Genomic DNA, 13,375 nt, shown 5'->3' with positions numbered 1-13,375 from the left:
GCCTCGAAGGGCAGCCCGCCGACGCCCAGCGGCGGCCCGGCCGGCACCTGGACGGGGCTCACCGTGCCGTCGGGGGCCACCAGGACCGGCGGCGGGCCTCCCGTACGGCCTGGCGGCGCGCCTCGGCGTGGGCGGGCGAGTCGGGGCGCAGGGCCCAGGAGGGGCCGATGACCTGGGTGAGTTCCAGGTCGGCGAGGCGGGTGCTGAGCTCGCCGAGCGCGGTGAAGTCGGCGATGGTGGCGGAGAGGTGGACGCGGCCGTGGTAGGCGTGTATGCGCTCGTGACGGCCCTTGGCGGTGAGCTGCGGGGTGATGGCGAAGGCGCCGGTCTCCAGCTTCTCGACCGCCTCGCCGTATGACTTCACGAGGTCGAGGACCTGGGCGTTGCGGCGGGTGAGGTCTTCGAGGGCGGTGCGGCGGTCGCTGCCGCGTGCGCTGACGGTGATGCCGAGGCGGGCGATCTCGGGGTCGACTTCGAGGCGGGCCTCGCCGCGGACCGCGACGCGCGGGGTTTCGGGGGTGCCGTAGGGCAGGGCGGTCGTGGACTGCGGGGAGGTGTGGTCCATGGGGTGGCTGCTCCTTGCGGGCGGGTGAGAGATGCGGTTCTTGGGATGGTGGTGCGGTTCTTGGGATGGTGGTGCGGTTCTTGGGATGGTTGTTGCCGTGGGCCCTGTTGTTCAGGCCGGTGTCCGTGAGCCGGTCGCAGCCGCCTCGTCAGGCCGGTGTCTGGACCCTGCCCTGGGCGGGCCGTGTCTGGTGCAGCGACAGGGCGATGTCCACGAGCGGGACCCGGGGCAGTTCGGCGACGCGGTCGAGTTCGATCCAGGCGGCCTGGTCGGTGGAGCCGTTGATCTCGTTGCGCAGCTGCCCGCCGACGATATGCGCGGTGTAGACGACGCGCAGGCCGTGGAAGTCCGCGTCGCGGCCGCGGCGGCGGGCGTAGCGGTGGTGGACGGAGTCGATGCCGAGGAGGTCGTCTATCTCGACGGTGTAGCCGGTCTCCTCCTCGACCTCGCGGATGGCGGCGTCGTACGGGTCTTCGCCGTGCCGGATGCCGCCGCCGGGCATCGTCCACTGTTTGCTGTCGGGGCCCACCCATCGGGCGAGGAGGATTCTGCCGTCCTGGATGCAGACGGCGTAGGCGGCGACTCGGAGTTGTCTGTTGGCCATCACCCAAGGATGGCCTGGGTGTCGGATGATCGAAAGCTGTCGCGCTGTTCGGGGAGGTGTCCGGCGGCGCTGCCGGGCTGGGTGGGCTGGAGGCCGAAGGTGGTGAAGGCGGTGCGAAGCGGGAGGGGGTAGACGGGTTCGGTGGTCAGTGAGTTGAGGATGACGGCGGAGCGCCAGGCGGCGAGGCCGAGGTCGGGGGCGCCGACGCCGTGGGCGTGGCGCTGGGCGTTCTGGATGTAGACGGGGCCCTTGACGATGGGGTCGAGGACGATGCGGTGGTGTTCGTCGATGCGGGGGCGCTCGCGGGCGTCGCGGCGGATGTAGGGGTCGAGGGCGGCGATGATGGTGTCGATGCGCCGTTCGCGGTAGCCGGTGGCGAGGACGACGGCTTCGGTGGTGTGGCGGCTGCGGGCGCCCTGTTGGGCGTGTTCGAGGTGGAGTTCGAGGCGGGCGGCGGCGGTGCGGCCGGCGGTGCGGACGGTGACGCCGGGGGTGAGGACGGTGTCGGGCCAGCCGCCGTGCCGGGTGCGGCGGTAGAGCTCGTCGTGGATGTCCGTCATGGTGTCGTGGGCGATGCCCTTGTAGAGCTGCCATTGGCGGGGCACCAGTTGGTCGCGTACGCATTCGGGCAGGGCGTGGAAGTAGCGGGCGTAGTCGGGGGTGAAGTGTTCGAGGCCGAGCTTGCTGTATTCCATGGGGGCGAAGGCGGGGGTGCGGGTGAGCCAGTGGAGTCCTTCGGCGCCCGGGGGCCGGTTGCGGAGCAGGTCGAGGAAGACCTCGGCGCCGGACTGGCCGGAGCCGACGACGGTGACATGGCCAGTGGCCAGCAGCGCTTCGCGGTGTTCGAGGTAGTCGGCGGAGTGGATGACGGGTACGCCGGGGGTGTCGACGAGGGGGCACAGGGGCGCGGGGACGTGGGGTTCGGTGCCGACGCCGAGGACCAGGGCGCGGGCGTAGCTGCGGCCCATGTGGCGGGCCTCGCCGGTGGCGTCGAGTTCGGTGAAGTCGAGTTCGAAGAGGAGGTGGTCGTGGTTCCAGCGGACGGCGTCGATCTGGTGGCCGAAGTGGAGGCCGGGGAGGTGGCGGCTGACCCAGCGGCAGTAGGCGTCGTATTCGGCGCGTTCGATGTGGAAGCGCTCGGCGTTGTAGAAGGGGAAGAGCCGTTCGTGGGCCTTGAGGTAGTTCAGGAAGGTCCAGGGGCTGGTGGGGTTGGCGAGGGTGACGAGGTCGGCGAGGAAGGGGACCTGGACCTTGGCGCCGTCGATGAGGAGGCCGGGGTGCCAGTGGAAGGCGGGGCGCTGTTCGTAGAAGGCGGTGCGCAGGCAGGGGATGCCGTGGGCGAGGGCGGCCAGGGAGAGGTTGAACGGTCCGATGCCGATGCCGGCGAGGTCCAGGGGCTGTTCGGGTCCGGCGGTAGCGGGGGTGCCGGGGGTGGGGGGTTGGGCGGTGCTCATGGGGTGCTGCCTTCCACGAGTGCGACCAGCGCCCGCAGGTCGCTGGGCTGGGTGTGCGGGTTGAGGACGGTGGCCTTGAGCCAGAGCCCTTCGCAGGTGGTGGCGCGGCCGAGGACGGCCCGGCCCTCGCGCAGGAGACGGCGTCGTACGGCGGCGACGGCGGCCGGGTCGGCTCCGGCGGGCCGGAAGAGGACGGTGCTGATGGCGGGGCGGGCGTAGAGGTCGAGGCCGGGGCGGGAGTCGATGAGGTCGGCGAGGTGCTGGGCGGCGGCGCAGGCTCGATCGACCAGGTCGCCGAGGCCGCGGCGACCGAGGGCGCGCAGGGTGACGGCGATTTTGAGGATGTCGGGGCGGCGGGTGGTGCGCAGGGAGCGGCCGAGGAGGTCGGGGATGCCCGCGGCGGTGTCGTCGTGGGCGTTGAGGTAGTCGGCGCGGTGGGCGAGCGGGGCGAGGACGGCGCTGTCGGGGACGGCGAGGAGGCCGGCCGCGGCGGGCTGCCAGCCGAGTTTGTGCAGGTCGAGGGCGGTGGTACGGGCCCGGTCGAGGCCGTGGAGCCGGGTGCGGAGGGTGTCGCTGAACAGGAGCGGCCCGCCGTACGCGGCGTCGATGTGGAGGGTGGCCGCATGGCGGTCGCAGAGGTCGGCGATGGGCGGCAGGGGGTCGATGGCGCCGGTGTCGGTGGTGCCCGCGGTGGCGACGACGAGTACGGGGTGGGGTGGGCCGGGCAGTTCGGCGAGGGTGTCGTGGAGGCGGGCCGGGTCGAGGACGCCGGTGGGGGTGGGGATGGTGAGGGGCGCGGGGAGGTCGAGGAGCCAGGCGGCGCGGTGGACGCTGTGGTGGGCGTTGGCGCCGCAGACGATCCGCAGGGGGGTGGTGGCGCCCGCGGTGCGGGCGGCCTCGCGGGCGAGCAGCAGGGCGAGTTGGTTGGCCTCGGTGCCGCCGGTGGTGGCGAGGGCGTCGGGGTTCGGGCGGTGGGGGTGGACGAGCCGGGCGAGGGCGCGGCAGGTGAGCGTTTCGAGTTCGCCGGCGGCGGGGGCCTGGTCCCAGGAGTCGAGGGACGGGTTGAGGGCGCTGGCGGCGAGGTCGGCGGCGGCCGCGACGGCGAGGGGCGGGCAGTGCAGATGGGCGGTGCAGTGTGGTTCGGCGGGGTCGGCGGCGCCCGCGGCGAGGGCCCGGACGAGGGTGTGCAGGGCCTGGTGGGCGCCGGTGCCGACGGTGGGGAGGACGGGTTCGGCCACGGCCCGTACGCGACGGGCGACGGCCCTCGGGCCGCCGGGCGGGAGCGGGCCGCCGCGGTCGGCGGCGCCGGTGGCGAGGGCGTCGAGGACGGTGTCGAGCATCGGGCGGAGCGCGCGCGGGCCTTCGGTACCACCGGCCAGGAGGCGGGCGGTCGCGGAAGCGGGCACAGGCATGGGTGTGCCCCTCGTCTCGAGGTCGGGCAGGGGAGCGGTCCTGGCGATGTCTCAAAAGCGGCGCCGGGCCGCCCGGGGGCGGGTCTCACGGCCTCGGTGAGCGGACCGGGGGCGCGGGACAGGCGAAACATCTGGACTCGGGGCCTAAAGTACTTTGCGCACAAGCGGTTCGGCCTGTCGTCGCGACAGATCCACTCGTACGTGGTAGTGCCGGTGCGTGAATTGATCGCGGCGGCCTGCCTGATGACGTACACACGGCGCGGCGGCGTGATGAAGCGCGGGTCCGGCTTCCGTAGGATGCCCGGGAGAGACGTCGAGCGGGCCAGGGGGCGACGTGGACCGGCAGCCGGACGACAGTGGCCTGACCGAAGAGCTCATCGCCTCGATGATGGCCGCCTCGCGGCTCCTGGTGGCGATCTCCGCGCGGGCGCTCGCCTCGATCGACGAGACGCTGACGGCGACGCAGCTGCGCGCCCTGGTGGTGCTGGACAGCTGTGGCCCCGCGAAGCTGGCGGCACTGGCATCCGGGCTCGGGGTCAACCCGTCCACCGCCCTGCGGACGGTGGACCGGCTGCAGTCGCTGGGCCTGGTGGACCGGCGGGTGAATCCGGACAGCCGCCGGGAGGTGGTGCTGCGGGTGACCGACCGGGGCGCGGAGGTGGTGGCGCGGGTGTTGGAGTACCGGCGCGCCGAGATCTCCGTCCTGGTGGAGCGGCTGCCCGCCGAGGCGCGGGCCGGTCTTGCGCGTGGTCTGCGGGCGCTGAACGCGGTCGCGGAGGAGCCGGATCTGCGTGCGGCGGGCCCGTCCGGGGCCGGGCCCGCCCGGGTCAGTGATGTGCTCGCCGCCGCTTCCGGGGAGGTGTGTCCGCGCCGTCCGGCCCGGTGAGCGCCGGGTGGCGGTACGGCCGGGCCGGGGTGCGGGAGCGGTAGACGACGTACGGCCTGACCAGGTAGCCGAGGGGGGCGGCGAAGGCGTGGACGAGCCGGCTGAAGGGCCACAGCGCGAACAGCGCCAGGCCCAGCAGGGCGTGCAGCCGGTAGACGAGGGGCGCGTGGGACATGGCCGGGACATTGGGGTCGAGGGTGAACAGGCTGCGGAACCAGACGGATACGCCCTGCCGGTAGTCGTAGGCGTCGTCGCCCACACCCGTGGCGGTCGCGGTGAGCCCGGCCAGCAGGACGGCGGCGAGCACGGGGTAGACGGCCCGGTCGCTTCGGCTGGTCGCCGCCCGTACGGCGGGCACCCGCAGCCGCCGGTAGAGCAGCAGCGCCAGGCCGGCGGCGGTGGCCAGGCCCGCGGTGCCGCCGACGAGCAGCGCGTTGGCGTGGTAGAGGCCTTCGCTGACGCGCAGCCGCTCGGTCAGCGATTCGGGGATGATCAGGCCGACGACATGGCCCGCGGCGACGAACAGCAGCCCGAAGTGGAAGAGCGGGCCGCCGATGCTCAGCAGGCGGTGTTCGTGCAGTTGGCTTGAGCGGGTGGTGAAGCCGAAGCGGTCGTAGTGGTAGCGCCAGGCGGCGCCCGCGACGAAGAGGACGAGCACGAGGTAGGGCAGCACACCCCACAGGGCGATGTTGAGGTGGTTCATCGGCCAGTTCCTCCCGGAAGATGGCCGGCGCGCTCGGGGGCGGCGGCGGAGAAAGGAGCCAGCCCGACCGCTTCGGCGGGCGGTCCGCCGCGGGCGAGCGCCAGGGCCGTGGCGCGGTCGGCGGGCGAGGCGCCGGGCAGGGTGTCGCAGACGGCGCGCAGCACATCGGCGTAGGGGCTGTCGTGGTCGGCCAGGGCCATCCTCAGCAGCTCGATGGCGGGGCGGTGTTCGCTCAGCAGCCGCGTCCCCGGGGCGGGGCAGCGGGCGGCGAACTCCAGGGCCAGGGGCAGATAGTCGGGCAGTTCGTCCTCGGGGGGCGCCCAGCCGTGGGCGCGGTAGCGGGCCTTCCAGTCGGCGAGCGAGCCGCCGCGGCGCCGGGTGTCGCCGTCGGTGTAGTAGGTGAGGTGCAGGGTGCGCCGCCGGCTGCGGTCGAAGGTGACGACGTAGCGGGCGGCCAGGTCGAGTACGGGGATGTCCCGTACGGCGGCGCAGAACCGCAGCAGCGGTGCGGTGCCTGGGCCGGTCAGCTCGCCGAGGGCGTCCCGTACCAGGGTCAGGCGGGCGGGCCAGTGCCGGTCGGGGTAGCCGAGGAGGAGGGCGGCGGCCTGGTGCACGGCGGGGGTCGCCGGGCTCGGCGGGGTCAGCGGACTCATGGAAGTCATCCCTGCTCTTCGGTGCGGCGCGGGAACAGTCCGCTGGGGCGTCCGCGGCCGTTCCAGTTGAGCAGGTTCAACCGGCCGGCGAGCCCCGACCCGGCATCGGCACCGGCACCGGCTCCGGTGGGGGCGGGCACCGGCGGGGCGTGGAAGTCGTCGGCGCCGGGGAAGCCGTCCGGCATCATCCCGGGCAGCCCGTCCGTATCGAGGCTGCAGGTGTCGGTGGGCCCGTCGTGGCCGGAGCCCGCGGCGTAGCCGGTGGGGATGACGTACCGCTCGTCGTACTTGGCCAGGGCGAGCAGCCGGTACATGGCCTCGATGGTCTCCTGGTCCATGCCGACCGCGCGGGCGATCGCGGGGTCCTGGTCCTCGCCGAGGTTGTTCCGCCGCATATGGCTGCGCATGGCGGCGAGCCGGCACAGGGCGGCCTCGACCGGTTCCGGGTCGCCGGCGGTGAACAGTTCGGCGAGGTACGAGACGGGGATGCGCAGGGCGTCGATGGCGCCGAAGAGGTTGGCGGGCTCCTCGCCGTCGTGGCCGGTGGCGGTGAGCGCGTCGACGACCGGGGAGAGCGGGGGGATGTACCAGACCATGGGCATGGTGCGGTATTCGGGGTGCAGCGGCAGCGCCACCTTGTACCGGGTGATCAGCGCGTGGACCGGGGAGCGGCGGGCTGCCTCGATCCAGTCGTGCGGGATGCCGGACTCCTCGGCGGCGCGGACCACTTCCGGGTCGTCGGGGTCGAGGAAGCAGCCGAGCTGGGCCTCGTACAGGTCCTTCTCGTCGAGGACTGAGGCGGCCTCGCCGACCTTGTCCGGGTCGTAGAGCAGTACGCCGAGGTAGCGCAACCGGCCCACGCAGGTCTCGGAGCAGACGGTGGGCTCGCCGGCCTCGATCCGCGGGTAGCAGAAGGTGCACTTCTCGGCCTTGCCGCTGCGGTGGTTGAAGTAGACCTTCTTGTACGGGCAGCCGCTGACGCACATCCGCCAGCCGCGGCAGCGGTCCTGGTCGACGAGGACGATGCCGTCCTCGACCCGCTTGTACATCGCGCCGGAGGGGCAGACGGCGACGCAGGAGGGGTTGAGGCAGTGTTCGCAGATGCGCGGCAGGTAGAACATGAACGCCTGCTCGTACTCCAGCCGCACCTTCTCGGTCATCTTGGCGAGTACCGGGTCGCCGGCGAGGTGTTCGGGGCCGCCGCCGAGGTCGTCGTCCCAGTTGGGGCCCCAGGTGACGGCGGTGGGGCAGCCGTCGATGAGGGAGCGGGGCGGGGCGGTGGGCAGGTCCTCGCCGAGGGGGGCGGTGGTGAGGTTGTCGTAGTCGTACGTCCAGGGCTGGTAGTAGTCGTCGAGGGAGGGGAGTTCGGGGTTGGCGAAGAGGCGGGCGAGGCGGCGGGCGCGGCCGCCGGTGCGCGGCACGAGCCGGCCGTTCTTCAGGTGCCAGCCGCCCTTCCACTTGTCCTGGTCCTCATAGCCGCGGGGATACCCCTGGCCGGGGCGGGTCTCGACGTTGTTGAACCAGACGTATTCGGTGCCGGACCGGTTGGTCCAGGTCTGTTTACAGGTGACCGAGCAGGTGTGGCAGCCGATGCACTTGTCGAGGTTCATGACCATGGCGACCTGTGCCATCACCCTGGGGCGGGACGGCTGGCGGCGGCGGGGCATGTCAGTACTCCACGTTCTGGGACCGGCGCCGGATGACGGTGATCGCGTCGCGCTGGTTGCCGGTCGGTCCGTAGTAGTTGGGCGCGAAGGAGAGCTGCGCGTAGCCGCCGATGAGGTGGGTGGGCTTGATGAGCAGCTTGGTGAGGGCGTTGTGGGTGCCGCCCCGGCCGCCGGTGGTCTCGGACTTGGGCACGTTCACCAGGCGTTCCTGTACGTGATACATGAACACGGTGCCTTCGGGCATGCGGTGGGAGACCACGGCCCTGGCGACGACGACGCCGTTGGCGTTGACCGCCTCGATCCAGTCGTTGTCGGCCACGCCGATGGACTGGGCGTCGGGGACGCTGAGCCAGATGACGGGGCCGCCGCGGGCCAGCGTCTGCATGATCAGGTTTTCCTGGTACTCGGAGTGGATGGACCACTTGGAGTGCGGGGTGACATACCGGACGGTGACGGAGCGGGCGGAGCCGTTCGTGCCGGGTGGCGGGGCCTCGCCGAGGGCGGCCATGTCCAGCGGGGGCCGGTAGACGGGCAGTTGTTCGCCGAGTTCGGCCATCCAGTCGTGGTCCAGGTAGAAGTGCTGGCGGCCGGTGAGGGTGTGCCAGGGCTTGCGGTGTTCGGTGTTGATGGTGAACGGCGCGTAGCGGCGGTCGGGGGCCTCCTTGCCCGACCATTCGAAGCTGGCGCCGACCTGCACCGGGCGGGTCTGGGTGTCGGAGAACACCACGCGGCGCTCGGCCACCGAGGCGCCCAGTTCGGTGAGGCCCGAGGCCGGGCCGCAGCGCTCCGCGAGCTGCCGGAACCCTTCGGCGGCGACCCGTCCGTTGGTGGTGCCGGAGAGGGCGAGGATCGCCTCGCACATCTTGGTGTCGGTGTCCAGCAGCGGCCGTCCCTTGGCCGCGCCGCGTACGGCGGTGCCGCAGCGGTCCGCCAGCCAGGCGGCCTCCGGCGTGGGGTCGACGCCCACGCCCTTGACCTTCATGCCCTGCTGTTCGGCGAGCGGGCCGAAGGCGGCGAGCTGGTCGGCGACGGCGGTGTAGTCGCGTTCGACGAGGGCGAAGTCCGGGAGGTTACGGCCGGGTTCGGCGCCGGTCACGGTGCCGGTCGCCGGGTCGCGCCAGTCCGGTACGGTGCCGCCGGGCTGGGCGGTCTCGCCGGGGGTGTCGTGCATCAGGGCGCAGGCCACCAGGTCGTGGGCGGTCTCCAGGCGTCCGGCGGCGAGTTCGCTGAGTTTGCGGGCGAGGCCGTGGAAGATCTCGAAGTCGGTGCGGGCCTGCCAGGGCGGGATGATCGCCGGGGTGAAGGCGTGGACGTACGGGTGCATGTCCGTGCTGGACAGGTCGTGCTTCTCGTACCAGGTGGCGGCGGGCAGCACGAGGTCGGCGAAGAGCGTGGTGGAGGTCATCCGGAAGTCCAGCGCCAGCAGCAGGTCGAGCTTTCCGCGCGGCGCCGTATCGCGCCAGGTCACGTCCGCCGGGCGGTTGCCGGGTGGTGCCTCCTCGGCGGTGGCGTTGTCGCGGGCACCGAGCAGATGGCGCAGGAAGTACTCGTTCCCCTTGGCGGAGGACCCGATGAGGTTGGCCCGCCAGACGGTCAGCACACGGGGCCAGTTCTCCGGCGCGTCCGGGTCCTCGCAGGCGAAGTCCAGCTGCCCGGTGGCCAGTTGTCCGGCGATCCACTCCCCCGCCGGCTGCCCGCTCTCCTTGGCCCGGCGGCCCAGGTCGAGGGGGTTGGCGGCGAAGGTGGGGTACGAGGGCATCCAGCCGAGCCGCATGGACTGGGCGACCAGGTCGGCGGTGTGGCGGCCGGTGAACAGGCCGCGGCCGGTGGGGGACGCCAGCGCGTCGGCGCCGTACCGTTCGTAGCGCCACTGGTCGGTGTGCAGATACCAGTACGGGGTGCCGGCCATCTGCCGGGAGGGCCGTACCCAGTCGGCGGCGGTGGCCAGCTGCTGCCAGCCGGTGAAGGGCCGCACCTTCTCCTGGCCCACGTAGTGCGCCCAGCCTCCGCCGTTGACGCCCTGGCAGCCGGTGAGGAGCAGCAGGGTGAGGAACGAGCGGTAGATGGTGTCGGAGTGGAACCAGTGGTTGGTGCCGGCGCCCATCACGATCATGCAGCGCCCGTTGCTCTTCTCGGCGGTGCCCGCGAATTCGCGGGCCGCGCGGATCACGGCGGCGGCCGGTACGGAGGTGATGGCCTCCTGCCAGGCGGGGGTGCCGGGCACCGTGGCGTCGTCGTAGCCGGTCGGCCACTGTCCCGTAAGGCCGGGGCGGCCCACCGCGTACTGGGCCATGAGCAGGTCGAAGACCGTGGTGACCAGCCGTCCGCCGAGCCGCCGTACGGGGACGGAGCGCCGTACGGTGGCGCCGGGCGTATCGAAGCGGGGCAGCTCGACCAGGGCGGTCTCGACGGCTCCGGTGGTCTGGTGGAAGGTCAGCCGGGGGGTGATGTCGCCCAGGTCCAGGTTCCAGCGGCCCTCGCCGCCCTTGCTCCACCGGTCGCCCAGGGTGCCGCCGGGGACGACCGGGCGGTCGGTCCGGGTGTCGTAGAGCACCGGCATCCAGCGCCGGGCCGCCTCGTCGGCGTGGGCGGCCAGGCCCGGGTCGGTCTCCTCCAGGTCGGCGGCGGTGAGGAACTTGCCGGGGACGCGGTGTCCGGACGGCTCCCGCCCTTCCCGCTCGACCAGGTCGACCAGGAAGGGCAGATCGGTGAAGCGCCTGACGTAGTCGGTGAAGTAGGGGACCTCGCGCTCGGCGAAGAACTCCTTGAGGATGACGTGTCCCATCGCCATGGCGACCGCGCCGTCGGTGCCGGGGTGGGGGTGCAGCCACTCGTCGGCGAACTTGGTGGCGTCCGCGTAGTCCGGGGAGACCACCACCACCTTCTGGCCCCGGTAGCGGGCCTCGGCCATCCAGTGGGCGTCGGGGGTGCGGGTGACGGGGACGTTGGAGCCCCACAGCATCAGATAGGCGGCGTCCCACCAGTCGCCCGACTCGGGGACGTCGGTCTGGTCGCCGAACACCTGGGGGGAGGCGATGGGCAGATCCGCGTACCAGTCGTAGAAGGAGATCATCGGCGCGCCGATCAGCGACATGAAGCGGGCGCCGACGGCGTGCGAGGCCATGGACATGGCGGGGATCGGGGAGAAGCCGGCGATCCGGTCCGGGCCGTATGCCTGAAGGGTGTGCACATGGGCGGCGGCCGCGATCTCCAGCGCCTCGTCCCAGGTGATGCGGACCAGCCCGCCCTTGCCGCGGGCCGACTGGTAGCGGTGGCGCTTGTCCGGGTCGCCGGTGATCTCCGCCCAGGCGGCCACCGGGTCGCCGAGCCTCGCCTTGGCCTCCCGGTAGAGCTCGACCAGTACGCCGCGGGCGTGCGGATAGCGCACCCGGGTGGGTGAGTAGGTGTACCAGGAGAAGGCGGCGCCGCGCGGGCAGCCGCGGGGCTCGTACTCCGGCCGGTCCGGGCCGACCGAGGGGTAGTCGGTCTGCTGGGTCTCCCAGGTGATCAGCCCGTCCTTGACGTACACCTTCCAGGAGCAGGAGCCGGTGCAGTTCACGCCGTGCGTGGAGCGCACCACCTTGTCGTGGGCCCAGCGCTCCCGGTACGGGGAGTCCTCCACCGCCTGGTCGGTCCGGTACACGGCCCGCAGGTCCCGGGTGGTCGGGGTGCGCCTGAGGGACGCCCCGGCCCGCAGGAGGCGCTCGGTCACCGCTGACGCGGCTGACTCGGCCGCCGATCGTGTTGTGCGACGCGCCACGGACGAACAACTCCTCTGGGTGGGGGGCCAGGTCACCTGCCGCTTCCCCCGGCGGCGGAGGTGACCTGCTTGCGTTCGCGCCACAGCATTGCTCGCGTATCAGCCACACCGTCTGACCGCTTTCAGCCATTTAGCATCACCTGAAACGCTTTTTTCTTGCACTTTGCAATGCTTGCCTCAGGCGTATGACTTGCCCACAAGGCAAAAGTTGCCGGAAGTTGACGAGGCATCAAACTGCCCTGGCTGATCGGTCCGGCGCGGCCCGCTCATCGCCCTGGCGGCGCCGTACGGCGGGCGTTGCCATCTCTTGACCTCTTTTTCTGGCCAAAACCCCGGCCGCCCAACGCGCCGAACATGACCATGGCCCATGCCCCAGAGGCAGCCCAGGCCATCACATGCCCCATGGGAACCAGCCGGTGCGGCCCCTCTGCGGTGCCCAGGGCGGCCGTGGACACGGCGTACATGCCCAGCGGGAAGACGATCGTCCACCACGTCGGCTCATAGCCGAGCGAGACCCGGTGCACCCCGTGCCGCCAGACCCCGGCGGCCAGCAGCACCGGCAGCAGACAGGTCATCCAGCCCCATATGACCAGGAGAAACCCCGCGACGACGTCCCCGGGGGGCGAGGAGTCGAGCCCCTGCGGAACGAGCCGGGCGCCGGCCAGCAGGCTGATCGCGCAGGCGCCCATCGTGATCCAGTACGGCGGCGACAGCTCCTGCGGCCGTACGCCGAGGCGTACCAGCCGGCCCGCCACCGCCGCGGCCACCACGACATAGAGCGCCAGCCCGAGGGCCCAGCCGGTCTCCTTCGCCGCCAGGGCCCGGTGGGGCTCCAGCGCGGCGCCGGCCAGCACCACGGACTGGAGGCCCACCACGCACAGAAACCAGCTGCCGTCGACATGCCGCAGCACGCCGCCGGGCCCGAGCGCGCGCACCACCCGCGCCGCGCACCACATCAGCGCCAGCCATACGGGCAGGGCCACGGCCAGCAGAATCGCCGCGGCCGGCCGCCACGGCCCGGCCGCCAGCCGGGTGGCGAGCACATCGGAGCCCGCGACGAAGGTGAAGAACCCGAACACCTTCGCCGGGTCCCTCAGCTGCGCCGCCACCTCCCGCCGGTGCCCGGTCACCCGCCCCGCCCAGGCCACCAGCAGCAGCCCGTACATCGCCAGGGCCACCGCGAGCAGCCCGTCCGACACCCATCGCGCCCCCGCGGCGCGGACCCCCTGCGAGACGATGCCGGTCGCCATCACCGGCGCGAAACCGCCGGGCCGCAGCTCCCGGTCCGCCCGCACACGTTTCATCCACATCACGCCAGGAGGCTGCCACCGGCCCGGCGCGCCGACGCGGGGGTTCCGCCGGGCGGGATCTCGATGGGGGTGTGTTCGGCCAAAGACATCCCATGATCTGGCCACGCCGTCTTGGTGATTGCTTGGCGCTACGCAGAGATACGCGATACCCACCGGGGCATCCGGCCACCCCGGCGGGTATCGCACGGCGCGAACGGGTGTCGCGAACAGGGCCGCGAACAGGTGAACGCCCCCTCGGAAGGGGGCGTGGGGTGGCGGAAGGGGGCGTGCGGCGGGGGGCGGCGCGCCGACGGGGGCGACGTCCCCGGGCGGCGACCCCGGGCGGCGACCCCGGGCAGATCGGAAGAGCGTCGGGGAGGGA

At 72.6% G+C, this 13,375-nt stretch carries 9 protein-coding genes and 1 pseudogene; 1 reads left to right on the top strand and 9 read right to left on the bottom strand.

The window, feature by feature from the left end; all coding sequences use genetic code 11:
* Window positions 1-82: 82 nt before the first annotated feature.
* The 4 genes and pseudogenes from ACWDSL_RS47040 to ACWDSL_RS47025 form a co-directional block, all read right to left on the bottom strand.
* Window positions 83-565: pseudogene (locus ACWDSL_RS47040) on the bottom strand (SIMPL domain-containing protein); the annotation flags it as partial.
* A gap of 148 nt (window positions 566-713) precedes the next feature.
* Window positions 714-1,169: an NUDIX hydrolase gene (locus ACWDSL_RS47035; protein WP_450495083.1), complete on the bottom strand. Its 456-nt coding sequence runs from the start codon at window positions 1,167-1,169 to the stop codon at window positions 714-716.
* Entirely contained in the window at window positions 1,169-2,623 is a 1,455-nt protein-coding gene (locus ACWDSL_RS47030) for a lysine N(6)-hydroxylase/L-ornithine N(5)-oxygenase family protein (RefSeq protein WP_450495081.1), read from the bottom strand. Before ACWDSL_RS47030 ends, ACWDSL_RS47035 begins: the two co-directional genes overlap by 1 nt.
* Entirely contained in the window at window positions 2,620-4,035 is a 1,416-nt protein-coding gene (locus tag ACWDSL_RS47025; protein ID WP_450495079.1) for a pyridoxal phosphate-dependent decarboxylase family protein, read from the bottom strand. The genes ACWDSL_RS47030 and ACWDSL_RS47025 overlap by 4 nt, the downstream gene beginning before the upstream one ends.
* Before the next feature lie 334 nt (window positions 4,036-4,369).
* Between ACWDSL_RS47025 and ACWDSL_RS47020 the strand changes: the two genes are divergently transcribed.
* The gene (locus tag ACWDSL_RS47020; protein ID WP_450495077.1) at window positions 4,370-4,921 is read left to right on the top strand and encodes a MarR family winged helix-turn-helix transcriptional regulator; all 552 of its coding nucleotides are present in this window, start codon (window positions 4,370-4,372) and stop codon (window positions 4,919-4,921) included.
* Here ACWDSL_RS47020 and narI read toward each other — a convergent pair.
* The 5 genes from narI to ACWDSL_RS46995 all read right to left on the bottom strand — a co-directional run bounded on the left by narI (window position 4,863) and on the right by ACWDSL_RS46995 (window position 13,008).
* The gene (gene narI / locus ACWDSL_RS47015) at window positions 4,863-5,624 is read right to left on the bottom strand and encodes a respiratory nitrate reductase subunit gamma (RefSeq protein WP_450495076.1); all 762 of its coding nucleotides are present in this window, start codon (window positions 5,622-5,624) and stop codon (window positions 4,863-4,865) included. The two genes, ACWDSL_RS47020 and narI, sit on opposite strands and share 59 nt — an antisense overlap.
* A complete protein-coding gene (gene narJ / locus ACWDSL_RS47010; protein ID WP_450495074.1) occupies window positions 5,621-6,277 on the bottom strand; it encodes a nitrate reductase molybdenum cofactor assembly chaperone in 657 nt (218 codons plus the stop codon). The genes narI and narJ overlap by 4 nt, the downstream gene beginning before the upstream one ends.
* A gap of 5 nt (window positions 6,278-6,282) precedes the next feature.
* A complete protein-coding gene (narH, locus tag ACWDSL_RS47005) occupies window positions 6,283-7,944 on the bottom strand; it encodes a nitrate reductase subunit beta (RefSeq protein ID WP_450495072.1) in 1,662 nt (553 codons plus the stop codon).
* A gap of 1 nt (window position 7,945) precedes the next feature.
* Entirely contained in the window at window positions 7,946-11,656 is a 3,711-nt protein-coding gene (locus ACWDSL_RS47000) for a nitrate reductase subunit alpha (protein ID WP_450495071.1), read from the bottom strand.
* A gap of 314 nt (window positions 11,657-11,970) precedes the next feature.
* Window positions 11,971-13,008: a tellurite resistance/C4-dicarboxylate transporter family protein gene (locus ACWDSL_RS46995; RefSeq protein WP_450495069.1), complete on the bottom strand. Its 1,038-nt coding sequence runs from the start codon at window positions 13,006-13,008 to the stop codon at window positions 11,971-11,973.
* Between the last annotated feature and the right edge of the window lie 367 nt (window positions 13,009-13,375).

It is taken from the genome of Streptomyces sp. NPDC000941, from assembly GCF_053599555.1.
The sequence above is the reverse complement of the archived record's forward strand: the minus strand, read 5'-3'. Positions and strand labels throughout refer to the sequence as shown.